This window comes from Cutibacterium acnes (genome assembly GCF_003030305.1).
GTDB lineage: Bacteria > Actinomycetota > Actinomycetes > Propionibacteriales > Propionibacteriaceae > Cutibacterium > Cutibacterium acnes.
Map to the genome: position 1 here is coordinate 726,912 of NZ_CP023676.1, position 22,367 is coordinate 749,278.

Annotated in this window: 21 protein-coding genes; 11 read left to right on the forward strand and 10 right to left on the reverse strand. The window is 59.3% G+C overall.

The genetic code is table 11. The features are described from left to right. Nucleotides 1-1,182 carry a Nif3-like dinuclear metal center hexameric protein gene (locus CPA42_RS03660; protein ID WP_002515326.1) on the reverse strand — a complete coding sequence of 394 codons (1,182 nt, stop codon included), beginning with the start codon at nt 1,180-1,182 and terminating at the stop codon, nt 1-3. Nucleotides 1,183-1,382: 200 nt separating this feature from the next. Between CPA42_RS03660 and CPA42_RS03665 the strand changes: the two genes are divergently transcribed. Next, nucleotides 1,383-2,432 (forward strand): YdcF family protein, encoded by a 1,050-nt coding sequence (locus CPA42_RS03665; RefSeq protein ID WP_002515261.1) that lies wholly within the window; start codon nt 1,383-1,385, stop codon nt 2,430-2,432. A 242-nt stretch (nt 2,433-2,674) separates the two neighbouring features. Further along, nucleotides 2,675-3,082: a hypothetical protein gene (locus CPA42_RS03675; protein ID WP_002515320.1), complete on the forward strand. Its 408-nt coding sequence runs from the start codon at nt 2,675-2,677 to the stop codon at nt 3,080-3,082. 81 nt (nt 3,083-3,163) lie between these two features. Here the strand turns inward: CPA42_RS03675 and glnA are convergent, their stop codons facing one another. Continuing rightward, nucleotides 3,164-4,585, reverse strand: a complete 1,422-nt coding sequence (gene glnA, locus CPA42_RS03680; protein WP_002519168.1) for a type I glutamate--ammonia ligase — start codon at nt 4,583-4,585, stop codon at nt 3,164-3,166. A 113-nt stretch (nt 4,586-4,698) separates the two neighbouring features. Here glnA and CPA42_RS03685 point away from each other — a divergent pair, with 113 nt between their 5' ends. From CPA42_RS03685 to CPA42_RS03695, 3 genes are read left to right on the forward strand one after another with little or no spacing between them, the layout of a single operon-like run. Continuing rightward, entirely contained in the window at nt 4,699-5,121 is a 423-nt protein-coding gene (locus CPA42_RS03685) for an RDD family protein (protein ID WP_002515290.1), read from the forward strand. Nucleotides 5,122-5,126: 5 nt separating this feature from the next. Beyond that, nucleotides 5,127-6,239, forward strand: coding sequence for a glycosyltransferase (locus tag CPA42_RS03690; protein ID WP_002515253.1), 1,113 nt, complete (start codon nt 5,127-5,129; stop codon nt 6,237-6,239). Between the two features lie 23 nt (nt 6,240-6,262). After that, nucleotides 6,263-6,871 carry a DedA family protein gene (locus tag CPA42_RS03695; RefSeq protein WP_002515218.1) on the forward strand — a complete coding sequence of 203 codons (609 nt, stop codon included), beginning with the start codon at nt 6,263-6,265 and terminating at the stop codon, nt 6,869-6,871. A 76-nt stretch (nt 6,872-6,947) separates the two neighbouring features. Here the strand turns inward: CPA42_RS03695 and CPA42_RS03700 are convergent, their stop codons facing one another. Continuing rightward, nucleotides 6,948-8,336: a PTS transporter subunit EIIC gene (locus CPA42_RS03700; protein ID WP_002515258.1), complete on the reverse strand. Its 1,389-nt coding sequence runs from the start codon at nt 8,334-8,336 to the stop codon at nt 6,948-6,950. A 175-nt stretch (nt 8,337-8,511) separates the two neighbouring features. Here CPA42_RS03700 and CPA42_RS03705 point away from each other — a divergent pair, with 175 nt between their 5' ends. The 5 genes from CPA42_RS03705 to CPA42_RS03725 all read left to right on the forward strand — a co-directional run bounded on the left by CPA42_RS03705 (nt 8,512) and on the right by CPA42_RS03725 (nt 10,871). Further along, nucleotides 8,512-9,237 (forward strand): GntR family transcriptional regulator, encoded by a 726-nt coding sequence (locus CPA42_RS03705; protein ID WP_002518313.1) that lies wholly within the window; start codon nt 8,512-8,514, stop codon nt 9,235-9,237. Then, nucleotides 9,234-9,482 carry a glucose PTS transporter subunit EIIB gene (locus tag CPA42_RS03710; RefSeq protein ID WP_002515308.1) on the forward strand — a complete coding sequence of 83 codons (249 nt, stop codon included), beginning with the start codon at nt 9,234-9,236 and terminating at the stop codon, nt 9,480-9,482. Before CPA42_RS03705 ends, CPA42_RS03710 begins: the two co-directional genes overlap by 4 nt. Before the next feature lie 129 nt (nt 9,483-9,611). After that, on the forward strand, nt 9,612-9,842 hold the full coding sequence (locus CPA42_RS03715; RefSeq protein ID WP_002515246.1) for a PTS transporter subunit EIIB: 231 nt from the start codon (nt 9,612-9,614) through the stop codon (nt 9,840-9,842). Beyond that, nucleotides 9,842-10,336 carry a PTS sugar transporter subunit IIA gene (locus tag CPA42_RS03720; protein WP_002515317.1) on the forward strand — a complete coding sequence of 165 codons (495 nt, stop codon included), beginning with the start codon at nt 9,842-9,844 and terminating at the stop codon, nt 10,334-10,336. The genes CPA42_RS03715 and CPA42_RS03720 overlap by 1 nt, the downstream gene beginning before the upstream one ends. Then, nucleotides 10,314-10,871: a YagU family protein gene (locus CPA42_RS03725; RefSeq protein WP_002519166.1), complete on the forward strand. Its 558-nt coding sequence runs from the start codon at nt 10,314-10,316 to the stop codon at nt 10,869-10,871. The genes CPA42_RS03720 and CPA42_RS03725 overlap by 23 nt, the downstream gene beginning before the upstream one ends. Here CPA42_RS03725 and CPA42_RS03730 read toward each other — a convergent pair. The 6 genes from CPA42_RS03730 to CPA42_RS03755 all read right to left on the reverse strand — a co-directional run bounded on the left by CPA42_RS03730 (nt 10,819) and on the right by CPA42_RS03755 (nt 20,456). Continuing rightward, entirely contained in the window at nt 10,819-11,883 is a 1,065-nt protein-coding gene (locus tag CPA42_RS03730; RefSeq protein ID WP_002525340.1) for a glycosyltransferase 87 family protein, read from the reverse strand. The two genes, CPA42_RS03725 and CPA42_RS03730, sit on opposite strands and share 53 nt — an antisense overlap. Before the next feature lie 101 nt (nt 11,884-11,984). Beyond that, entirely contained in the window at nt 11,985-13,790 is a 1,806-nt protein-coding gene (locus CPA42_RS03735) for an ABC-F family ATP-binding cassette domain-containing protein (RefSeq protein WP_002515239.1), read from the reverse strand. A 7-nt stretch (nt 13,791-13,797) separates the two neighbouring features. After that, on the reverse strand, nt 13,798-14,568 hold the full coding sequence (locus CPA42_RS03740) for a DUF4191 domain-containing protein (RefSeq protein ID WP_002515262.1): 771 nt from the start codon (nt 14,566-14,568) through the stop codon (nt 13,798-13,800). A 201-nt stretch (nt 14,569-14,769) separates the two neighbouring features. Further along, the gene (locus CPA42_RS03745) at nt 14,770-16,287 is read right to left on the reverse strand and encodes an exo-alpha-sialidase (RefSeq protein WP_002519164.1); all 1,518 of its coding nucleotides are present in this window, start codon (nt 16,285-16,287) and stop codon (nt 14,770-14,772) included. A gap of 248 nt (nt 16,288-16,535) precedes the next feature. After that, nucleotides 16,536-18,851 (reverse strand): sialidase family protein, encoded by a 2,316-nt coding sequence (locus CPA42_RS03750; protein ID WP_002515306.1) that lies wholly within the window; start codon nt 18,849-18,851, stop codon nt 16,536-16,538. Nucleotides 18,852-18,923: 72 nt separating this feature from the next. After that, nucleotides 18,924-20,456, reverse strand: coding sequence for an MFS transporter (locus CPA42_RS03755; protein WP_002515257.1), 1,533 nt, complete (start codon nt 20,454-20,456; stop codon nt 18,924-18,926). A 210-nt stretch (nt 20,457-20,666) separates the two neighbouring features. Between CPA42_RS03755 and CPA42_RS03760 the strand changes: the two genes are divergently transcribed. Beyond that, entirely contained in the window at nt 20,667-21,068 is a 402-nt protein-coding gene (locus tag CPA42_RS03760; RefSeq protein ID WP_002519163.1) for a hypothetical protein, read from the forward strand. Between the two features lie 96 nt (nt 21,069-21,164). On the opposite strand, the gene camp2 is transcribed toward CPA42_RS03760, so the two are convergent. Then, nucleotides 21,165-21,968 (reverse strand): CAMP factor pore-forming toxin 2, encoded by an 804-nt coding sequence (camp2, locus tag CPA42_RS03765; protein ID WP_002515256.1) that lies wholly within the window; start codon nt 21,966-21,968, stop codon nt 21,165-21,167. Nucleotides 21,969-22,367 lie beyond the last annotated feature (399 nt).

A 22,367-nucleotide genomic window follows, 5' to 3' on the forward strand; every position in this document is an offset into this window, starting at 1 on the left:
CTATTGTGCCACTGTCGTTCCAATGGTCCACGGGTCAGTTCGGATACCTAGATCCTGGCAGGGGAGCCCTAGTTCGTCATGGAGGCGGCGTGCAACGTCGGCGCACCAGGGAGACTCAGATGCCCAGTGGGCGGTGTCGATGAGGGCAGGGCCGTTGGCGCGAAGATGCTCGTCAGCCGGGTGGTGACGCAGGTCGCTAGTGAGGTAGACGTCAGCACCGCTGGCTGCCGCGGCGTCGAGGAGAGAGTCTCCGGCGCCAGAACATAGAGCGACTGTGGTGATGAGCTGATCCGGGTTACCTGCGGTTCGCACCCCCCACACAGTGTGGGGGAGCCGTTCGGATACGCGCTGGGTAAAACTGCGGAGGGTCATTGGCTCGTCGAGGTGCCCGATGCGCCCGATTCCTGGCGTGGCAGGTCCAGGACGGGATCCAGAGTCGATGGTTTTCACATCGTAGGCGGGTACCTCATAGGGGTGAGCATCAACAAGGGCCTTGCGTATCGTGGAGCGCATCATGGCCGGCGCGACGACGTGGATGCGTACTTCCTCGACGGTTTCAACCTGGTTGGTGGTGCCGAGGGCCGGATGAGACCCGCTTAGGGGGCGGAACTGGCCACGCCCCACAGACTCGAAACTGCACAGGTCGTAGCCGTCAAATTGCCCCGCCCCCGCCCCGAAGAGGGCATTGCGCAGTGCCTCAGCGGCATCGACTGGTACTTGGACTCCCCACAGGTCGACTGGCTGCGCTGCCGGTTCCAGGGGGCACTCGACGGTCACCCCCAACAACCGAGCGAGCACGTCATTGACTCCGCCGACTGCGGCGTCGGCGTTGGTATGGGCACTCATGAGGGCAATGCGGTGGCGAATAAGTCGGTGAACGATGCGTCCTTTTGGGGTATCCGCTGCCACCGACGTGGCGCCTCGCATCAGAAGAGGATGGTGAACGACGAGCATATCGGCGTGGGCCTCGATGGCGGCATCAACGACGGTGTCAGTGGCCTCCAGGGCGCAAACGATCCGCTTGACGGTGTCGTCGGGATCCCCGCACACCAGACCGGGGGCATCCCACGATTCTGCCAGGGACGGCGGATACCACTGATCCAGAGTGGCGCGCACCTGGCTGACAGTGATCTGGTCGCTGCAGGATTGCGGGATAGAGGTGCGAGAGGAATTGTCTGCCATAGCTTCACGGTAGCGTGAGGCTATGGCCGTTCACCGAACGATGGTGGTGTGCATGACTGTTGCAAGAAGGTTCCCAATCGTGTCCGATATAGCCAGGCAACCAGATGTCACCTCGGTTGCTAGCTCGGTTCCTTCGCAGTCGGTGCGTGGCAGGATCTCGGGATGATAGGCGAGTTGTTAACGCGGTGGGGCGGGGCGAGATGATGATTGGACTTGCCCTGTGCGTGGTTCCTCTCGCATTCTATGCCTGGTTGGTCGATCGACGCCCCGGCGCGTGGAGCAACGGTATTGTTCTGGCCGTCGGTCTTGGCATGGCCGGTCTGACAGCAGCCGGGATCATCGTAAGGACCGTTCCGGTGATCGGGTCCCTCATCGTCGGTACGCTGGTGGTCGTTGCTGCCCTAGGGACCGCCGTCCTGCCTTTTCTCCTCATCGTTAATGGCGTCGAGATGTGGCGTAAGGAGGGGCGTTCGCTGTCGAACGTTTTATCCGGGGCGCTTGGCGTGGGGCTGTTGGTCCTGATGGCGTGGTGTTTGCGATCGGTGTTTTCCCCGTTCGAGCCATGGGCTGTGGCAGGTATTTCGGCGACGATGGCCCTGGGATGGCTGTCTTTCGGATTTCTCGGCTACCTGGCGTCTGTGTTTGTCATCCACCGCGCCAAGCCATTGCCGGGAAATCACCAGATCGTCGTGCTCGGATCAGCTCTCGTTAAAGGTAAGGTGCCGAAGCTGTTGGCAAGTCGCTTAGACCGTGGCATCGGCCAGTGGCGTACCGATCGCGACGCTGGATTTCACTCTGTGATCATCCCTTCGGGCGGTAAAGGTGACGACGAGCCACGCGCCGAGGGGGAAGCGATGGCTGAATATCTGGTCGAGCACGGAATTCCTCGCGAGTGTGTCGTTGTGGAGAACCAGGCTGCGAATACCGACGAGAACATCTCTTTGAGCCGGCAGGTCATGCCCACACAGGTGAGGTCGGTACCGTCACGGCGTGCCGAGGCGGCTCGTCAACGTCAGAACCCACAAGTGGTGGTGGCGACGAGTTCTTACCACGCAGTGCGGGCCGCTGAATTGTGTCGCCGCCAGGGGCTGCGAGTCCGAGTTCTTGGCGCGCCGACGGCGACTTACTTCCTGCCTAGCGCGATGCTGCGAGAATACATCGCCCTGCTAGCGTCGCGGCCATGGATCAACGGCATCATGCTGGTTCTTGTATTGGCTTTCTGGCCTATCGTGACTATGGCGCTGCGATGAAAATTGGGCGTGTAGTGGCGGTTGTCGCAGCCGTAGCAGCCATCGTCGGGTGCTCCAGAACTACCCCTGCGGTGCCTGAGGCCGTCGTGCCTACCTCATCAGTGACTTCGACGCCGAGGTATTCACCGCTTTCACAGGCCAGCGCTACGCCGCAACGGATGACCAGTGCCACGTCGCAACGAGTGACCAACGTCGGTGGAGCGCAAGGGGCATTGACGTGTCGCCGAGGTGAGAAGGCCGCTATGGCGTTCAGTGATGTCGATGCGGCTCTGGGCGCACGGATCACGGTGTTGACGATTCGTAATTGCGGGTCTTCGGTGATGATCCTGCCCGTCATGCCACAGCTTCGCCAGATCACCGAGGCTGGAGCTCGAGTGCCAGTGGCGTGGCAACCTTATGACCCCAAGGCCAGGTCAAAGCGATTGGCTCCCGGGAAGGTCACGAGTTGGGAGCTGTCCTGGCATTCCAATGGCGACTGTGAGCACCGCGGGGCATGGCGGCTGGAAGCCAAAGTGGGGACGACAACGGCGATGCTGGTGGGATGCCTAGACCTAGGGAGCTCCTACGCTTTAACCGGCGAATCTTCGACAGGACCCGGTGGCTCCGACGCCGTTCCAGTGCCTGAAGCCGCAGTGAGATGGTCGGACTGAGTTGGGGGTGTGTAGTTCGAGGCTTGTTTTATACGCCGCCAGGGGAGCAACCGTAGTTGCGCCCCCGGCGAGTAGAACGACTCAGATGTCGTAGTACAGGTCGAACTCGTAGGGGTGCGGACGTTGCTGCAGGGCAGCCAGGTCGCCACGCTTGAGTTCGACCCAGGTCTCGATGAGATCCGGGGTGAACACGTCACCGGCAAGGAGAAACTCGTGGTCGGCCTCGAGATTGTCGAGGACCGCACCCAGGTTGCCCGGCACGTGATCCATGGCGGCATGCTCCTCAGGAGGGAGCTCGTAGATGTCCTTGTCGACCGGCGCGGGCGGCTCGATCTTGTTCTGGATGCCGTCCAGGCCGGCCAGTAGCAGGGCGGCAAAGGCCATGTAAGGGTTGGCAGACGGATCTGGGCAACGGAATTCGACGCGCTTGGCCTTCGGATTTGGGCCGGTGATCGGGATACGCATGCAGGCGGAGCGGTTGCGCTGTGAATACACCAGATTGACTGGGGCCTCGAAGCCCGGCACCAGACGGTGGTACGAGTTGGCCGAGGGGTTAGTGAAGGCCAGCAGCGACGGTGCGTGCTTGAGGATGCCGCCGATGTAGTAGCGGGCCATGTCAGAGAGTTGGGCGTATCCGGACTCGTCAAAGAACAGAGGTTCGCCGCCCTTCCAGATCGAAGAGTGAACATGCATGCCCGAGCCGTTGTCTCCGAAGATCGGCTTCGGCATGAAAGTGGCCGTCTTGCCGTGCTGCCAGGCGACGTTCTTGACGATGTACTTAAACTTCATGACATCGTCAGCGCTGCGCGACAGGGTGTCGAAACGCCAATTGATCTCGGCTTGACCTGCTGTGCCCACCTCATGGTGGGCGCGCTCGACCTTCATGCCAAGGCGCTCCATGATGGTGACGATTTCGTCACGCAGATCACCAAAATGGTCGGTCGGGGCGACCGGAAAATATCCGCCCTTGTATTTCACCTTGTATCCGCGGTTGCCGCCATCCTCGGTACGTCCAGTGTTCCACGCTCCAGCCTCGGAGTCGATGGAGTAGTACGAGGTGTTCTGACGGGTGTCGAAGCGAATGTCGTCGAAGACGTAAAACTCAGCTTCAGGAGCGAAGAAGGCAGTATCGCCGATCCCAGTAGATGCGAGGTAAGCCTCGGCCTTACGCGCGATGTTGCGCGGATCGCGGCTGTAGGCCTCCTTCGTAATGGGGTCATGGACGTTGAAATTCACGATAAGGGTTTTGCGCTCGCGGAAGGGGTCGATCCAGGCGGTCGTCGGATCGGGTAGTAGGGCCATGTCCGACTCGTTAATCTTCTGGAAACCCCGAATAGAGGATCCGTCGAAGGCCAGACCGTTCTCGTACTGGTCCTTGTCGAACTCTCGGGCGGGAACGGTGAAGTGCTGCATGATACCGATAAGGTCACAGAAGCGGACATCGATCATCTCGATGCCCTCCTTCTTGACATAGGCAAGCAGGTCGTCGGGACCTTCGAACATCTTTCCTCCATCAACATGACTGGTGATGTGCTTTACGGTAGTTCGTATGAGTTGCTCGACCGTCACTGTTGTGTTTCGAGCGTGTAACAGGTCGTGCCGGTAGGATTCACCGGGTGAGTGGAACCGAGGCAGCCCCAGGAGTCTCGATCGGGCTGCCCGCTGAGGGGCGCGGTTCACTGGCTAGTTGGTGCAAACGCATCGGTGCCCTCATCATCGACTGGGGTGCCTCTATGGTATTGGCCAGCGCCATCTTTGGCCCAGCAGTCATCCGGGGCGGAGGCTGGCCTATGTGGATGCCGATGGCGGTGTTCTTCGTCGAGTCCGTCCTATTTACCGCCATGACAGGCGGTTCCTTCGGCCAGATCGTGGCCCGTGTGGCGGTCGTCCGCCTCGACGATCTCAGCCCGGTAGGGTGGTGGCGAGCAGTCGCTCGGACCGCCATGAAATGCCTCGTCATTCCCGCTGTTGTTATTGGTGCCGAACGTCGCGGACTGGACGATCTCGTGCTCGGTACTGTTGTCGTCAATCGCAAGTGAGATATATGCGCGTCATGGTTTTGTCTCGGGGGATTCCGAGCCCCGAGGCTCCGTTGCGGGGGATCTTCGAGTACGACCAGGCCGTAGCTCTACATCAGCAAGGTCACGAGGTCATCCTGGCCGTTCTTGATGCCCGTTCGGTTCGCCACTGGCGGAAGTTTGGGACACGGGTAGAGCATGCCGTAGATCGCAATGATGGTATGACGGTGGTGAGGCTGGACGTGCCCTTGGGAGCGGCCTCGGCGCGCATAGATCACCGAGTCCATGCCATTGCGGCCCGGCACCTGCATCGCATCGTGACTTCGCAATGGGGCATCCCTGACGTCAGCCATGCCCACTTCGCCAGATTCGCTGCTGCTGCCGCCCGGGCTGGCTTTCCGGAACCGCTGGTGTGGACCGAGCACGATTCTCACCTAGCTCACCCGGATCAGCGTCTCAACGAAGACATCATTATCGCGGGTGACCGGGCAGACGCAGTGATCAGCGTATCCCAGGGGCTCTGCGACAGGCTGGCTGGACATGGCGTGACCTCAACGGTGGTTCCCAACATCGTTGACGTCGAGCTGTTTGACCGTCCTGATCGACGACATGAGGGGACGATCGTCGTCAGCGTCGCCACCCTCAACCCGGGAAAAGGCATGATTGAATTAGCTCAGGCTGTTGAGCGTCTTCCCGAGGTTCAGTTGAGAATCATCGGAGATGGACCGCAGCGGCACCAACTGGAGGCCATTGCCGCCGGTAATCCACGCATTGTCCTACTGGGTCCCCAATCGCGGGACCGTATCGCTGAGGAGCTCGCCGGGGCTGACGCCTTTGCTTTGGCTTCCCATGCTGAGACCTTCGGTGTCGCGTGCGCCGAGGCACTGGCAGCCGGCTTGCCTGTTCTGACGACGGCTTGCGGCGGACCTCAAGAGTTCATTGATGATTCCAACGGCGTGGTGGTCCCAATCGGTGACGTTGACGCTCTGACGGAAGGGCTGTGCCAGGTATTGGCTAGGTCATGGGATCACGAACAGATCGCTGGGTACGTCCGCTCCCGATTCGCGGCCGCTCCGGTCGTTGATCAGTTGGAGACGGTCTACCGAAAGGCGGTTGCCGACCACGGTATGGCTGGTTGAGTCCGGATGGAAGACTGGCAGACATGAATCTGACCGCATGGATGGCGAGTATCAACGGCGTCATTGCGGCCAATGCCCCACATCCTTGGGTTATTGGGGCGTTGTGGGGGCTATGCGTCATCGATGGGTTTTTCCCGCCGGTTCCTAGCGAATCTCTCGTCGTCGCCTTGGCAGCAATTGGACATCCTTCGCGGTGGCTCATCATCCCGGTAGCTGCTGCGGGCGCGATCTGCGGAGACAATATTGCATATTGGGTGGGACGCCAGATTGGCCATACTAAGCTCTTTACCGGTGGGCCGAAGCGGCAGAAGACGGTTGCATGGGCGACCCATCAATTGAGGGTCCGAGGCCCGCTGTGCATCTTGGTAGCCCGATACATCCCTGGGGGCCGCGTCGTCGTCAATGCGATGGCTGGGGCCACTCGTTTTTCATATCGGGTTTTCCTACCTATCGACGCCCTAGCCGGAGTATTGTGGGCCTGCTATGCCACCGCTATTGGTGCTGGGGCAGCCAGTTTCTTGGGCAACAATCACATTCTTGCTGCCACCGTGGGGATTATTGGAGCGATTATCATCGGCGTCATCCTCGATCAAATATTGCGGCGATTAATGCCAGCGCCGCAGAGTGACTGAGTTGTTTGTGACGCATTATGATGATGCCCTCAGTATTCAACCAGGGGCGCCATCATGAGAGTAGGAGACTCGAAGATCAGATTCGTCCCTCTTTTTGGGCGTCTGCCTTACCGGTGGACTCGCTGGCAGCTAGTTGGGCCTCATCGAAGACACTGGCGCCACCGGTGGTGTCGTTACCCTCGTCTTCGCGACCGGGAGTGCGCAGGTTCCACTTGGTGATGGCGAAGCGGAAGACGACGTAGTAGATGACGGCGTAGACCAAACCGATGAGGATGAGCAGGAGCACCTTGCCGGGGCCACCAGAAAGCTCCGAGGCCCGTCCGAAGTTGATGATGTAGTCAGTCAGACCTGCCGAGAAACCGAATCCGTCCTTGATGCCCAAGGCGTTGCACAGCGCTAGGGAGGACCCGGTGAGTAGCGCGTGCACCAGGTACAGCGGGAAGGCGACGTAGGCGAAGGCATACTCGAGGGGCTCGGTGATACCGGTGAGGAAGGCCGTCAGCGCTACTGAGATCATGACGCCACCGGTGAGCTTCTTACGCTCTGGCTTGGCCGTGTGGTAGATCGCTAGGGCGGCTCCGGGCAAGGCGAACATCATGATGGGGAAGAAGCCAGTCATGAAAGAACCGGTCCAGGCATTCGTGCCGGACGCACCACTGAAGAAGCAGGTGATGTCACCGTGCAGAGTCTCGCCGGCGGCGTTGGTGCAATTGCCGAGCTGGAACCACGGCAGCGAATTGAGCAGGTGGTGCAGGCCGAAGGGGATGAGGAGACGGTTGATGGTGCCGAATACGAATCCGGTTCCTGGGTTGGACCCGTGGGCCATGATGAAACCGCCGACCTGCTTATTGAACAGCCAGTCGAAGGCCGGGTAAATGATAGCCATGATGACGCCGGCGACGACGGAAGCGGCGGCGGTGACAATTGGCACGAGGCGGCGGCCGCCAAAGAAGGCTAGGTACGTTGGCAGCTTGGTACGGCGGTATTTCTCGTACATTTTGGCCGCGATAAGACCGATGACGATGCCGCCGAGGACGCCGTAATTGATGACTCCGGTCTTCTGCGAGAAATACGGAGCGAGGGCGTGCAGCACGCCTCCTTGGGTCTTGTCCGAGGTACCTGCACCGGTGAAGGTGAGATAGCCGACGAGGGCTGCCAGGGCGGTCGATCCATCGGCCTTCTTGGCGTACCCGACGGCCACACCCAGCGCAAAGATGAGAGGTAGGTTGTCGAAGATTGCGCCGCCTGCACCGGCTAATACGTCAGCGACCGGCTGCATCCATGATGCGTGCTTGGCGAGTCCGTCCGCTCCGAGAACGTCAGCAGACCCGAACCGCATAAGCAGCGCGGCAACCGGCAGGGACGCGATCGGGAGCATGAGGGAGCGCCCGATGCGCTGCATCTGGGAGAACCCGGGTATCTGCCGTTTTTTCTTGGTGCTGGTGGCAACAGCGTCTTTCGCCATAGGAGTTCCTCCACAGTGAGTGCTCATGTTCAAGGGGTGGTATGGACCACTCGCCGAAGTACAGACCACTGAGGCGGCCATGTCAAGACAACGTGCAGAGTTTGTGAACGTCACCATGGTGGGGCTTTCGCGGTGATCGGTGCTGGTGGCACTGCGCCCGAGGCATAATTCACCCATGAAGTACGTGACCGTGCGGGATTACCTTGTCGAGCTCATCGACACCCGCTTATCGGTCGGGGATGTCGTGCCTAGTGAGCGGGAGCTTGCTGAGCGGTTCGGTATCTCGCGCATGACGGTCCGCCAGGCGGTTGATTCGCTGGTGAGTAGCGGAATGCTGGAGCGTCGTCGCGGCAGCGGTACCTATGTCAGAGCTCCCAAAGTGCATGTGCAGTCGCGCATCTCGTCTTTTAGTGAGGAGATGCGTCAGCGCGGCATGATCCCAGACACCCGAGTGCTGCGCGATGAGGAGATCTCCGCCGCTCCTGACGTGGCTGTGTGGCTAGGGATTGAGCCGGGGGAGCCAGTCCATTACATCTACCGCGTGCGGCTAGCTGACGGTGTTCCGATGGCCGTCGAAAGGACCTGGATCGCTGCCCGAGTGATGCCAGATCTGTTGACCGATGGCGTTCCGGCGAGTATTTATGGGGCGATGGCGGCAGCTGGGCTAGTTCCTACGTGGGGCGAGGATGCGATCGAGGCTGTCAGCGGTGACGCGCTGGTCTGCGAGCACCTGCAGATCCCCGTCGGGTCGGCTGTATTGGCTATCAACCGTCGTACCTACGCCGACGATACCGCGATCTCTTATTCCCGATCTTGGTACCGAGGGGATCGTTACAAACTATGGGTTCCGATCTCTGGTCCACACAGAACCCTGTATCCACCTCGAGGAGGTTCACGATGAAGCGTGTCGAGCACATCTTGGCGGCCTTGGGTGGAGTCGACAATGTCGTGTCGATCGAGCCATGCGTAACCCGGCTACGGTGTCAGGTTCGTCGTTGCGAGCAGGTCGATGAGCAAGCTTTGCGCCGGGCTGGAGCGCACGGGGTCACCGTGCAAGGACATAGCGTTCAGGTTATCGTCGGCCCGGACGCTGACCTGCTGGCTTCAGATCTGGAGGACTTATGGGAAGAAGATCGCGAATCCTGACCGAATCTTGACGTTCGGACGTCTGATGGAGTTCAGTGTTAGTTGTCTGGACCACTTAGGAGATGGGCCAGTATTCGTTCGAAGATCCTCCATGGCGGAGTTCATCTCGAACCAGAACAAGGAGACATCATGAGCAAGGCAGAACAGATCCTGGCAGCCCTTGGCGGCGACGACAACATCGACGACCTCGAGGCTTGCATCACCCGACTGCGCGTCGAGGTCGACGATCCGAGCCTCGTTGATGAGCCTGCGCTCAAGGCTGCTGGTGCCTTCGGCGTTGTCCAGCAGGGTACGTCCGTTCAGGTCGTTGTTGGCCCCGAGGCCGACACTCTGGCCGAGGACATTGAGGATCTGCGCTGATGACCGCTATCGCATCTCCTCTCGACGGCACCCTGATGCCGTTGTCCGAGGTTCCTGATCCGGTCTTTGCGCAGGGTCTCGTGGGGCCCGGTGTTGCCCTCGAACCCACGGGTGAGGGCGACGTCACTGTAGTGGCTCCGGTGGCAGGACGCATTGTCAAGCTGCACCCGCACGCTTTCGTCATCCAGGCAGAGGGGTTCGGGGTACTCGTACACCTTGGCATTGACACCGTCCAGCTCGATGGGGAGGGGTTCACCCTTCATGCTGAGGAGGGTCACGAGGTCGTCGTGGGAGACCCACTCATCACCTGGAATCCGGCCGGGGTCGTTGCGGGTGGCCGCAGTGCGGTCTGCCCGATCGTCGTCCTCGACGCTTCCAGCGGAAGGATCGGTGACGCCGCTGTTACCGGGGAGCGGATTGCCTGCGGCGATCAATTGTTCCAGTGGTTGGACGTTCCTGAGCAGGATGCCAATGTCTGTGCCCAGCACGACTGATCGGGCCCGTCGTCACCCTGAGGTAGCGGCTCTGGTAGGGGTTGTCGCCGGAATTTTCTCGGCGATCGTCAAGTTTGGGTGGGAAGTGCCTTTCCCACCGCGCACCCCTGAGCGAAACGCAACGAATCCGCCCCAGCAATTGTTGGAGCAGCTGGGATTCAGCGATCACTTTGCCCACACGCTGGTGTATTTCAACGGCAATGGCTTGCCGGTTATGAGCTTCATCATTCACTTCGGATTTGCCATCTTCTTCGGCGTCGCGTATTGCGTTGGCGCTGAACGGTTCCCGAAAATCACACTATGGCAGGGCGTTGCGTTTGGTGTCGTCGTCTACGTCGTCTTTCACGTCATCGTGATGCCGGGATTGGGTACCGTTCCGGCGCCGTGGCACCAGCCGTGGCAGGAACATCTCAGTGAGTTGTTGGGTCACATCGTCTGGATGTGGAGCATCGAGGTCGTGCGCCGTGACCTGCGTAGCCGCATCACTGGCGAGCCCGATCCGTGGGTTGAGCCATCGATGACAGCAGGACGATAAGGGTAGCGACGCCGACGAATTCGTAGGCGTCGGTCAGGATCTTCTGCCACCATGCTGCGGTGAGTTCTCGGTTACGACCGGCAGGAAACCACCAGACCATCCATGTCAGTGTGGCTAAAGCCCAAATGAGGGCTAGAACCTGCTGGCAACGACGACGGTCGGCTAGTCCGGCGACGATGATTAAGGACCCCCATACCCAGTGGTGCGACCATGACACGGGACTCACCAAGCATCCGCACAGCCCGGCGCATAACAGGGACCACACCTGGTCAGCCCCACTTTCTTGCCACAACCGCCGAGATGCAATACCGGCAAGTGCGCAGCACAGCGCGACTAGAACTAGCCACACGAGTGTGAGGTTGCCATGGCCTAGGCGCAGCAACATGCCCGAAAGTGATTGATTGCCCGCCCAGGTGAGCCCACCCAGACGGTTCGGCGTGAGCATGTAGTGGGTCCAGTACTCCCAAGATGCTGTGGGCATCACCGCGAGCCCGATGGCGATCGTGACTAGACCAGCCGCGGCGGCTCGAAGCGCTGCCTTGAATTGACCCGTGACGAGATACCAGAGGGCGAAGATGCCCGGAGTGAGCTTGAATCCGGTGGCCACTCCGACCCCCACCCCGCGCCACCTCCGAGGCAGCAGGAATACGTCAATAACGACGAGGGCGGCTAATTGCAGGTTAACCTGTCCATAAACAAAAGTTTTCCCAATGGGTTCGCTAAAGTTCAAGACTGCGACGAAGATGGCCGTCAGCAATGGCTGAGGCTTGTGCCCGCAACGGCGCCAGATGAGATCAATCATGATGGCAAGAGCGATTGCACTGACACCATAGTGGAGGATCGTTACCGGCAGAGACGGAATCAGAGCTAATGGGGTGAGGGCGATCGCCGCGAAGGGTGGGTAGGTAAACCCCAGACCACTGACCGATGACGCAGTGTATAGCGCTTTCGGATCATTCAACATAGCGCGTACGCAGTCGCGGTATATCTTTAGGTCGGTTGGGCGCGGCATGGCCAACGTCCACGTCACCGTCGTCATGATGACCGCGATTGCTGGCCAGAAGAGGGATGAGGCCGGTCGCTTCCCGGAGATGGGGCTATCGTCTTGAAGGGTCACTGATCCTCCACAATGTCGGCGGTCTCGAGCCACTGTTCCTCAAGGGAAGTCATCGGCGCGTCGAGTTCGTTGGCCTTCGTCTGGAGATGTACCAAGGCTTGGTAGTCGTCGGCTTTGGTGGCCATTTCCTCATGCAGGGCAGCCAGCTCATCGCGGACCTTTCCCATCTGACGATCGAGCCTGTCCATGTCCTTGCGGGCCTGGCGTAGCTCGGCGGCGCTTATCTTTGGCTCGTCGGCCCGGGACGTACTGCCTACCCGGCTTGATTTCGAGGGGCCGGTTTTACGGTCGCGGCGGTGCTCTAGATATTGGGAAATCCCCCCGGGCAGGAGCGCTACCGTGCCATCTCCCATGAGAGCCCAAACTACGTCGCAGACCCGTTCCAGGAACCATCTGTCATGGGAAACGACGATCAGTGTGCCGGGCCAGGAATCGAGGTAGTCCTCGAGTAGGCGCAGGGTGTCAATGTCGAGGTCGTTGGTCGGCTCGTCGAGGAGGAGCACATTGGGTTCGTCCATGAGGAGGCGCAGCAGTTGAAGACGACGCCGCTCGCCACCTGAAAGATCGCCGATACGGGTAACGAGTTTCTGCCCGGTAAACCCGAATCCTTCGAGGAGATCAGTGGCGGAGGCATCACGGCCGGTGGCTAGTTTCGTTCTCGCTTTGACGTCGTTGACGGATTCTAGGACGGTCATTGTTGAGTCGAGGTCATCAACTTCCTGACGCAGGTGGGCCAGTCGCAGGGTCTTTCCCTGTTTGACCCGGCCTGAGTCGGGCTTACGAGAGCCGTCAAAGAGGTTGAGCAAGGTGGTCTTACCAGCTCCATTGACGCCGACCAGGCCGATCCGGTCGCCCGGGCCGATCGAGCAGGTCACTTTGTCAAGCAGGGTGCGCTCGCCAAGCTCGTCGGAGGACACGGTGACGGTGACATCGTTGAGGTCCAGCACATCTTTACCCAGCCGTGTCGCGGAAAAGCGTGCTAGCTGTAGCTTGTCGCGGGGCTCGGGGACATCGGCGATGAGGGCGTTGGCCGCCTCGACTCGGTAACGCGGTTTGGAGCTACGGGCAGGGGCTCCCCGTCGCAACCACGCCAATTCTTTACGCGCCAGATTTTGACGCTTGGCCTCGTTGCTGGCGGCGATGCGCGCTCGTTCTACCCGGGCTAAGGTGTAGGCCGAGTATCCGCCCTGATAAGCCTCGACGGTGGCGTCGTGGACCTCCCAGATGTCAGTGCAGATCTCGTCAAGAAACCAACGGTCGTGTGAGACGACGAGCATTGCCACGCCGCGCTCCTGTAGGTGGCGCAGGTGGCCGGCCAACCAGGCCACCGCCTCGACGTCGAGGTGGTTGGTGGGCTCGTCAAGAACAAGTAAGTCGTGGTCTCCGAGCATGATTGAAACCAGCGCAGCCCGCCGTCGTTCCCCACCGGAAAGATCGGCCATAGCGCGGTCGAGGTCAATATCGGAAAGCATGTCCTCGACGATGGGACGAGCCTCGCGGTTAGCTGCCCAAACGTGGTCGGGTTGGCCTCCGACGACGAGGTCGCGGACGGTCTGATCCCTGCGGGTTTCAGCTTGGGCGAGCACTCCTATGGAAATGCCATTAGTACGCGTCACTGTCCCGGAGTCGGGTTCTAGGGAACCAGTGAGGAGGGCTAAGAGGGTAGATTTGCCGTCCCCGTTGCGGCCCACGACGCCGATGACGTCCCCGGTTGATAGCCCCAGAGACACCTCTGAGAGGACCGTTCGGGTGCCCCAGGACTTTGAGATGCGATCGGCGTTGACGATATTTGTGCCGGCCAACGGAGGCTCAGCGTCCTCGCATGGCGGCGCGAGCGCCCTTCATAGAACTTGGCATTGGGCCCTTAGGAAGCGGCACTTTGGGGCGCATGGCGTCAAGGGCCTTGAGACGATTGACGACCTCGTCCACCTGACTCGTGCTGAGGGTCTTGGGCAGTTTCTTAATGTGCTTGTCGAGGTCTTCTAGCGGTACCTGGCCTTTGCCGTCGCCCATGATGATCGACGTCACCGGAGTGCCGTAGGCGACCTGCTCGTGGCGCTTGGTTTCGGTGGCCAGCAGGTTACGCAGGCCGTTACCGTGCCCCTCGCCGATGAGGACAATTCCGCCCGGACCGACAGCGCGGTGAACGACATCCTGCTGCCGGGTAAACGCGATCGCGGGGGTGGAGGTCCACTTCTTCTTGTCGAGCAGAGACAGGGCAACCTCGGCTGACCCGGTCTGGCCCTTGAACCGGGCATACATGGAACGCTTAGCGCGCCACTGGAAGACCCACATAGCGGCAGCGGCACCAGCAAAGATGCCAACGATGAGCCATGCCCACCACAGATCGGTGAGGATAAGACCGAGGACGGTGAACACCACGACGCCTGCTACAAAGGAGCCAATGACCCACCAGAGGAGCTGAGGATCAACCTGGCGGGTTAGCTTGAACGTCTCGACAAGCTGCTTTCCGGTGCCCCAGTCCTTGGGGTTGTCGGAGTGCTTGCGGCGCTCCTTCTCAGCCTTCGCCTGGGCTTTCTGCTTCGCGGCGAGTTCCTTGGCTGCCTGGCTCTTGGGCATGGTGCGCGGCTCCTCGGGGTCGATGGACGTGTGCGGGACAAATTCCTGAGGCGCAGGTCGCCCCGTGACTAGTGAATTCTACCGCCGGACCATTCCCGTCGTCTCGTCGCAGGTGAGGCAAGGAAGGACTGGAGTCCAAAAACGACACGGGGCCTTCATGCCGGTAGAGCATGGCCGATGCTGGTGCCCATCGATATGGTGTCAGGACGCCAGTTCCTGCAGGTACATACGTTGGAGCCCGTCCGCCCACGAGTCCGTAGGTGACGATTCGAAGAGCACGAGAACACGTCCGTCAGACAACTGGGCGATCGAGGAATAGGCGAAGAGGGTCTGTGGGCTCGTGATGTCGGCGTGACTCACCCATTCAAGTTCGGAGCGCGGTCCGAACGTTCTCGAGGATCGATGGACAACTGCCACATGGGCAATGCCATGTCGACGCCTGCGATCATCTGCTGAGACGACAATGAGCGCAGGGAGCTGTTCCCCGGTCGTAGGTGATGCGATGGTTTGCTTCAGCATGAGCGCGGAGACTTGGCATGCGACGCCTTGGTCGTCGTCGCCGAACGCGGAAGTCAGCGTACTCCAGGAATGGCCGCCATCCACGCTCTCGGCGGTCAGCACCTTCCCACCGGAAGAAGCGGAATGTCGGTTGAAGCTGCGCAATACGCCGGGTAGAACCTCTGTGATCGCGCTTTCGTGGAGGTCGATAGTGGCTGGCATCGGGGTTCCCCGCTGCCACGTTTCCCCACCATCGTCGGTGTATACAGTGGTGCACGAAATTCCTGCAGGTAGCATCATGTAAGTCGGAACGACGATGCGTCCGGCATGTTCCCCTGCGCGGATTTGAATGGACCGACCTGGTGCGACGAGCGTGTATCGAGAATCTACGGGTCTGAACTGCCGTGTCACCAGTTTTCCCATGTTCCAAGTTCGGCCATCGTCATATGAGTAGATCTCCACGATGTGATTGGTGTTGAAGACCTGAAGGATCGAGTCCTTGTAGAAGACGCGCATCGGAGTGATGCGAGCTGAACCGTGCTGGAACACGTACAGAGGAATTCCTGCTTCGAAGAGGTTGAAACCGTCGTCCAAGGAGTATCTTGATCGTCGTCCTAGAGCGAGATTTGAGTCATCGACTCCGGCGGTGGTGTACGGGCGAGGTATACCGATTAATTCATAAATCTGAATGCGACCGTGCTTGTCGCGGGGGCCGTCGAGGTCAGCTACGAGGTCGAATTGGGAACGGTCGATGTTCAGATTGATATTTCCCCTCAATCCGTCGGCGTCCCCTGTGACGTTGTGCGTCGAGAGCAGGAGCATGTCACGTCCGGCAACGGTGGCGAAGCCATCTCCCAGGGGGAACTTTCGCGGGCGCCCACCGTTGACGGAGCCATCTGGGGAGACGTTGAGGTGTTCGAATACTCCGCCGTTCCAGGCCCAGAGATCAATGACGATCATCAGTCGATGTCGAACTGAATCCTCGATGATGGCGCCGTCGATGACGGAGGATGATGCGGGGGCGTACCCATACTTGTTCGAATAATCTCGCATCTCCAATGGTTTTATCAGTGACGGGGCTTCCCAACCGTCGGAGATTGAGTAACGGGATGCATTGGGTTTTCTGCGAATCAGGGCATCGATATTGTCGGCGGAGTCGCCTGTTGTCGCGCGATTTGCATCGCAGCCTATGACCAATGTGTCATTGGCCGTAGACACCATGAACGGTATGCGGAAAAAATGTGATGGCGAATTCTCTCTGTTGAACACCTCGAGTACGTCTGCCTCTTGTGTCGCAAGTGCAGGAGAGTGTTCAGAGAACTGCCCTGTCACACTCAAGAATAAGGCTGCCCCGCCAGAGATTAATGCGGATCGGCGTGAAATCCGTTGGTGCATGCTGAATCCCTAAACGTTAAGTCTTCCGTAGCGTGATTACATTGAATGGGCGATATCTGGTGTTGCTGTGTGAATCACTCCAGCGTGCTGCGCGAAGTGGTAAGCCATGACAACGGGACCTCTGTCAGGAACAAGCCTTGCCACTCCCGTTCCCACAATACGAGCAGGGTCTGTTCGTCTTGCTGAGTCATGCATTGGTACACATGATGGCGAGGGTTGAGCACGCGGTTGTGCGGCCAGGTCTTGCCTCCGTCGAAACTTTGACGCAGCACACCACAACCCCGGAACGGGAGCATCATCGACGCATTGGCAAAGACCACCGATTCGGTTCCAAGCTCATCCCGGACAGAAATGGCATTGGGCTGGGAGAAGATTTCGGTCAGTTGCTCGACGAACGTCACCTCGCCCCATGTTTCGCCGCCGTCGACGCTGGCCGCGTGCGCCACCCGTCCGGAGGGATGTTGGTTGCGCATGAAGGAGTGCACGACCCCGTCAGGGGTTTCTACTAACGCTGACTCATGGGTCGAGCCGCGATCATCGTTGAGATTTCGAGAACTGACGATCTTTCCGAAAAGTTCGCGCTCGTCATTCGGTGACTTACCGAGGTTCCATGTCTGGCCCCCGTCATCGCTGTACACCGCGGCACATGAAAAGGTTTTTCCCTCCTCGTGGTTGTAGTAGACCGGTGCCAGGAGTCGGCCTCGGTGCGTCCCGTGTTCCAACTGAATTCCGTTGCCCGGTGACGTACCGAGGAACCGCATCCAAGGCTGCTTGAGAGCCGGGTTCAGGTTGATAGGTCGTGACCATGTCCGTCCGTCGTCATCACTGTGGATGAGGATGAGGTTGCAGGTCCGTAGGGTCAGCAGGGACTCGTGGGGGTCCACTCCGGTGGCCAAGTGGATATTGCCGGCGGGGGCACCGGCTGCGAAGACGTTTCCGGTTTCGTCAACGGTGTAGTCCGTGGGTTCCCCCGACTCGGTTGTTACGATGCCTTCTGCATCGATGACGTAGGCGGTTGCATCGCGATCGAACAGAAGCTGCCGACCTTGCTCATCGAAGCCCGACCCTGGTTCGGCGTTAGGCTGCCCCACGCCACCCGGGAACTGGTCGATCAAGCAGAACACGCGCCCCGAGTTGTGGTCTTGGAACAGAACTGAGTCGATAACCGATGCTCCGAGGGCGCCCTCGCCGGGATACTCGAGGACTATCTGGGCCTCGTCCCACCGACGACCGTCTTCGCTGCGACGGATGACGAAATTGATGTCGTTGGGGCTGTCGTTGGCAATGCTGACACGTTGGTCTGCCCCGGCGATGAAGCTTCCGGAATCAAGTCTGATGAGCGATGGGATCCGGTAACTTTTCGAGCCCAGATATCCCGTGTCGAAGAGAGCTTGGGTACGTAGAGGAGCCACGTTGGCTAGGCGTTTGACTTGGGCGTCGGTTAGCGCACTGCTGAAGATGGACGCCGTCTGCGCTTCCCCGAATAGCCGTGCTCCTTCGAGGTCCTTCCCGACGGTCACCCTTTCCACCTTGCCAAGATCGGCAAAGAATGCCTCACCAGGCTCGTGAGCCACGAGGAAACCGTCAACATAGAGATCAATGGCACCCCGGCCACTGATTGCTACCAGGTCATGCCAGTTTCCGTCGTCCCACTTGCCTGGAGCGCGCACGTGGGCGATGGGTTCATCGTCCACTTCCACGTGCAGGAGCAGGTCGCCGTTGACGATCTCGAAGGACAGTTCACCGGCGCTCCCTTGGGCTGCGAGGACGGTTCCACCCTGGCCTTTGCCACGAAGGCGGGTCCTTGCTCGGAGCGCGCCATGAGCGAGTTCTCCGATACGGCGTGCGTCGCGGGCCGACAGCTCAGAACCAGCGAACTCGACGAACGGTGTTGCCGTCGGCGCCTTGGCCGCCATAGCTTGCAAGGACAGGGCTGAGTTCCACATCTTGAATCGCCGTACGTCGAGGACGCCCGACGGATTGATGACAATATTGGTTGCTCCCAGATCCTGGCACCATACCCGCAATGTGGCGGAGAATGTTTCGTAACCGTCTGCAAACAAATGCGTCCCAGTTTCATCGGCGGTGAGTCCGACGGAGTGAATCGTGCCATCTGCCATGCCCAGCGCATCCTCGGCGTCGAGACTGCGAGATTCTCCGTTCAGATCTATACGGCCAAGCAAGCGGTCTTCATCCACATCGACTGATAACCGTCCGTTCTTTCCGACAAGCTCGAACAGGCATCCGGAGGACGTCGCGCTGAATTCCACGAGAAGTGAGCCGTCCTCGCCGTCGATTCGTTGCACGTCCATGCCCTTTCGGGCCGGCAGCAAGGCGCTCCCAGTAAGGTCAATCGCCAATTCCTCGGTATAAGTATCAGTAATAGTCATGATTGACGTCTCCTCGTGGCTTCCCTGACTCGTTCTGGCTGGAGAATATGAATATGTGTTCTGGCTGCCGATTTAGCACTCGCTGGATGCAAACTCGCTCGAAAGGTCGACGCTGTTGATGTACCGGTCATCTCCGTCCTCGGGCCGGACGGCCTCTGGGTTGACGAGAGCCTGTAGCTTGCGTGGCAGATTCAGCCTAACGCCAAGGACAACAATCAGGCCGAAGCCCACGGACAACACCCCTAGAGCCGATCCCAGACCGTGGCTCTTAGCCAGCGAGGCGCCCACAAATGGTCCAATTGCACCGCCGAGAGCTCCGACATTGTAGATGAACCCCACTCCGGCAGCTCGCTGCTCGACGGGGAAATAGCTCGACACCCACCGAGGGGCTAGCCCTGAAACACCTTGGCCGAACAACTGGTTGAAGAACAGTAGAAGCCCAATGAGCCATGCCGACTTAATTCCCGCAAAGAATAGCGGAAACACGATGATCTGCGCTATGAGAATGCTCGTGAAGTACCACTTTCGCATTCCTATCCAGTCTCCCATGAAGCCTGTGACAAAGTAACCAATCATGTTGCCGAATTGTGCGATCGTTAGCAGATTGGCGACGGTGGAAGCTGCATATCCTGCACCCGTGAGGTATGTAGGCAAGAGTCCAAGGATGGGCCATCCATACATGAAGGCAGAAAGGATAACGATCATGATTCCGATGCCGATGACCCAGCGTCGAGGATCAAATTGCACGATGAGACACACGAAGATGGCGCCACAGGCTATGGCCACGGCGAGGACGCCCCAGAAAGGCAGGATGTTGAGGGCGAAGATGGCTAGTAGACCTGCCATTGCCGCGATGACGAGTGTGATGTTTAGTGACATGCGCCTTCCGCTGAACAGCACCTGGAAAGCGTCACGTGATTCGGACGATTTTTCCCGCTCGCGTGACTTTGCCGTTTCCCAGTCGCTAGCTTCGGGGAGGCGACGTCGCATGTACAGTGCCACTGCGATGGGCACGATTCCGGTGATGAACAGGGCTCTCCAACCCCATCCGGCATGCCAACTGTCGGCCCATGGGACTAAGTACTTGTCGACCTGGACGGCCAGGATGGCGCCTATCGCATAGCCTGACAACAGAAATGACGATGCCTTGCCGCGGATTCGGGGGTGCCACGATTCGATGACATATGTTGCCGATGACCCGTACTCTCCCGCCATCGCGAAGCCGACGACCATGCGCATAATGAACAGGAACATGAAGTTCGGCGAAAATCCCATGAGGAGCGAGCCGATCGCGAACAATACGGTTGCGATGATCATGGCTGGCTTGCGTCCGAACCTGTCGCCAACACCGCCCAGGATTAGTCCGCCCAGCCACCGTGTGATGAAGGCTGCTGACACCAACGCTGCGCTTTGTACCAGGGTGAGGCCAAAGGCCGCCTTGATCTCTGGCAGTGCCAAGGTGATGAGCACGAAGTCGTAGCCGTCAAGGGTGACACCAATAAGGGCTGCAATGAAGAGCTTCCACTTGGTGGCGTCTAAGTACTGCCACCATCGTCTCTTGTCACCCATCTCCTTGATGGTGATGATGTCGTCTGAGCTGGCCATGAGCCCCCAATCGTCGTTGATCCAGGAAGTACGTTAGACGTCCAACATTTTGAAGATAAGTGGTTGCCGATATGCTGGCAAGCCGATGTTCCCGGTCGCTCACGCTAAATGATCGGTGGCGGTGATCCGTGATTGTTGGTGCGATTTCTGCGGGGTGGGTTTTGCGACCCAGTTGAGATCGTGCTGAATACATGGCTGTAGGAGGCTACGATGCCGCGTACATACGTCCTTGACATGATGACTCATGGTTGGCGGATCCGTATACTCCGCTGTGCAGGTGAATTACGTCGATTAACGCGCGCCTGGCGCCTGGTACAAGGCGCTGGCCTGCTTACGGCGGTGGTAGCTGATCATGCCGCGATCTCGCGTGAGACGATGAACTGTCTGGACGACGGCTACGTACACGTGGATCTCGACATGGTGTTGAACGTCGTTGTGACCCCGGGTATCAAGGTGCATCGTCACGGTTGTCGCCCCCTAATGAATGGACATTGCCGAAGCTGTGCGGCGACGCTACCGGAAACGCTCGGTAAGTTTTCCCGAGGGATGAGGGTGGCGATAGTGGTGCGCACCGCCTCGGAGAGAAGATGTGTGTTACGGCGCCTCGCGTAAAGACAATTTTCTTCTGCACAGCGCACTCGGTGCCTTGCCCGCACGCAGGCGGGCAAGGCACCGAGTGTTGATGTCAATTAGCGAGTGCGTTCTGACTCAGGCAGCCTTCTTGACATCGGGGGAGTTGAATGCGGTCTGATAGGCCGCAAGGAGCTCGGTGCGTGCAGCCTGGATATTCCCTACGGTCGTCTTTGGGTTCAGTCGAACGCCGACGGCCTTGGTGATCGCGTGATTGAGCGTCTTGTACACTGCGGCGCTCTTGTGACCAAGGATGTACCGGTCACGGTTGGCGCGCACCTGCCAGATCGTCTTACTGAAGTTGGTGCGTACGTACACAGTGGCAACGTCATTCGGGGTGAGGTCGGGGTACTGCGAGACCTTTTCCAGGCGAGCCTTGAGGGCGGCGCCCTCGGCGTCGAGTTCCTTGGCGGTGGACGCTGGGTTAGCGGTCAGCAGGACGGCCTTGGTGACTTCGAGACCGAGTTCGACGTGGGCGGGGCTGACCTTGTTTTGGAGAGTGGTGGTAGCAGTGTGAATGGTGTCAATAGTGGTGGCGACCAACTTGATCCTCGGCATGATCGTCGAAGGGTCGTAGAACGGGATCCCCCCATGGGCAAGGGTCTCGATGAGGCCACGCAGGTCGAAGGCAGCCTTGAGAAGATCTCGGATCTGGTCAGAGTAGTCAGAACCGGGGACGGATTTCTGTACTGACTGAAGGGTCGCAATATGTGCGTTCAGAAGCTGGATGCTATTGCGAGCGTCACTGGCCGAGAGCTCGTGGGTGCTGGTCGCCGAGATGGTCGTCGTCGGCTCGACAGCATGAGCACTGGGAGCTGACAGCGCCGCTGGTACGAGCATTGCGCCGACAAGGAGGGGAGCTACAAGATGGGTCTTCTTCATAAAGGTTCTCCGTTTATTGGTTGCGGATGCCCCGGTCGAGGCAAGCGAAGTGTATCGGATATTTTGGATGGGGGTCGGTGTGGTGAACGGCGTGTACGCCGCCAACATTTGTTGGAGCTGTGATCAGGCGTGCGTCATTCCGACAGGGGCCCGTGTGGTGTATGGCTACGACGGTGCATAGACCCGTCTAGGCTTGTTGCAGGCGTGACCAGATGGTATGCCCAATACACCGAATATGAAGTTAATGCGCGGGCAATTCGAGATCTTCCGTTCTGTAATCTTGGAGGTCAAGAACTGGTGAAAGTGCCTTTCTGGGGATCTGCTCTGAGGTGCCCACGATATGGTTGAGTTCATCCCAGTGTGGAGCATTTGGTCTTCAGGAATAATACCCCCTGATCG

Coding starts and splice junctions, on each gene's coding strand:
- CPA42_RS03700 (WP_002515258.1), bottom strand. CDS start 8,336: ATGGCGAAAGACGCTGTTGCCACCAGCACCAAGAAAAAACGGCAGATA.
- CPA42_RS03740 (WP_002515262.1), bottom strand. CDS start 14,568: ATGCCCAAGAGCCAGGCAGCCAAGGAACTCGCCGCGAAGCAGAAAGCC.
- CPA42_RS03710 (WP_002515308.1), top strand. CDS start 9,234: ATGAAGCGTGTCGAGCACATCTTGGCGGCCTTGGGTGGAGTCGACAAT.
- glnA (WP_002519168.1), bottom strand. CDS start 4,585: ATGTTCGAAGGTCCCGACGACCTGCTTGCCTATGTCAAGAAGGAGGGC.
- camp2 (WP_002515256.1), bottom strand. CDS start 21,968: ATGAAGAAGACCCATCTTGTAGCTCCCCTCCTTGTCGGCGCAATGCTC.
- CPA42_RS03665 (WP_002515261.1), top strand. CDS start 1,383: ATGATGATTGGACTTGCCCTGTGCGTGGTTCCTCTCGCATTCTATGCC.
- CPA42_RS03760 (WP_002519163.1), top strand. CDS start 20,667: ATGCCGCGTACATACGTCCTTGACATGATGACTCATGGTTGGCGGATC.
- CPA42_RS03750 (WP_002515306.1), bottom strand. CDS start 18,851: ATGACTATTACTGATACTTATACCGAGGAATTGGCGATTGACCTTACT.
- CPA42_RS03695 (WP_002515218.1), top strand. CDS start 6,263: ATGAATCTGACCGCATGGATGGCGAGTATCAACGGCGTCATTGCGGCC.
- CPA42_RS03690 (WP_002515253.1), top strand. CDS start 5,127: ATGCGCGTCATGGTTTTGTCTCGGGGGATTCCGAGCCCCGAGGCTCCG.
- CPA42_RS03725 (WP_002519166.1), top strand. CDS start 10,314: ATGTCTGTGCCCAGCACGACTGATCGGGCCCGTCGTCACCCTGAGGTA.
- CPA42_RS03675 (WP_002515320.1), top strand. CDS start 2,675: ATGGCGTTCAGTGATGTCGATGCGGCTCTGGGCGCACGGATCACGGTG.
- CPA42_RS03705 (WP_002518313.1), top strand. CDS start 8,512: ATGAAGTACGTGACCGTGCGGGATTACCTTGTCGAGCTCATCGACACC.
- CPA42_RS03755 (WP_002515257.1), bottom strand. CDS start 20,456: ATGGCCAGCTCAGACGACATCATCACCATCAAGGAGATGGGTGACAAG.
- CPA42_RS03730 (WP_002525340.1), bottom strand. CDS start 11,883: ATGCCGCGCCCAACCGACCTAAAGATATACCGCGACTGCGTACGCGCT.
- CPA42_RS03745 (WP_002519164.1), bottom strand. CDS start 16,287: ATGGTGTCTACGGCCAATGACACATTGGTCATAGGCTGCGATGCAAAT.
- CPA42_RS03660 (WP_002515326.1), bottom strand. CDS start 1,182: ATGGCAGACAATTCCTCTCGCACCTCTATCCCGCAATCCTGCAGCGAC.
- CPA42_RS03715 (WP_002515246.1), top strand. CDS start 9,612: ATGAGCAAGGCAGAACAGATCCTGGCAGCCCTTGGCGGCGACGACAAC.
- CPA42_RS03720 (WP_002515317.1), top strand. CDS start 9,842: ATGACCGCTATCGCATCTCCTCTCGACGGCACCCTGATGCCGTTGTCC.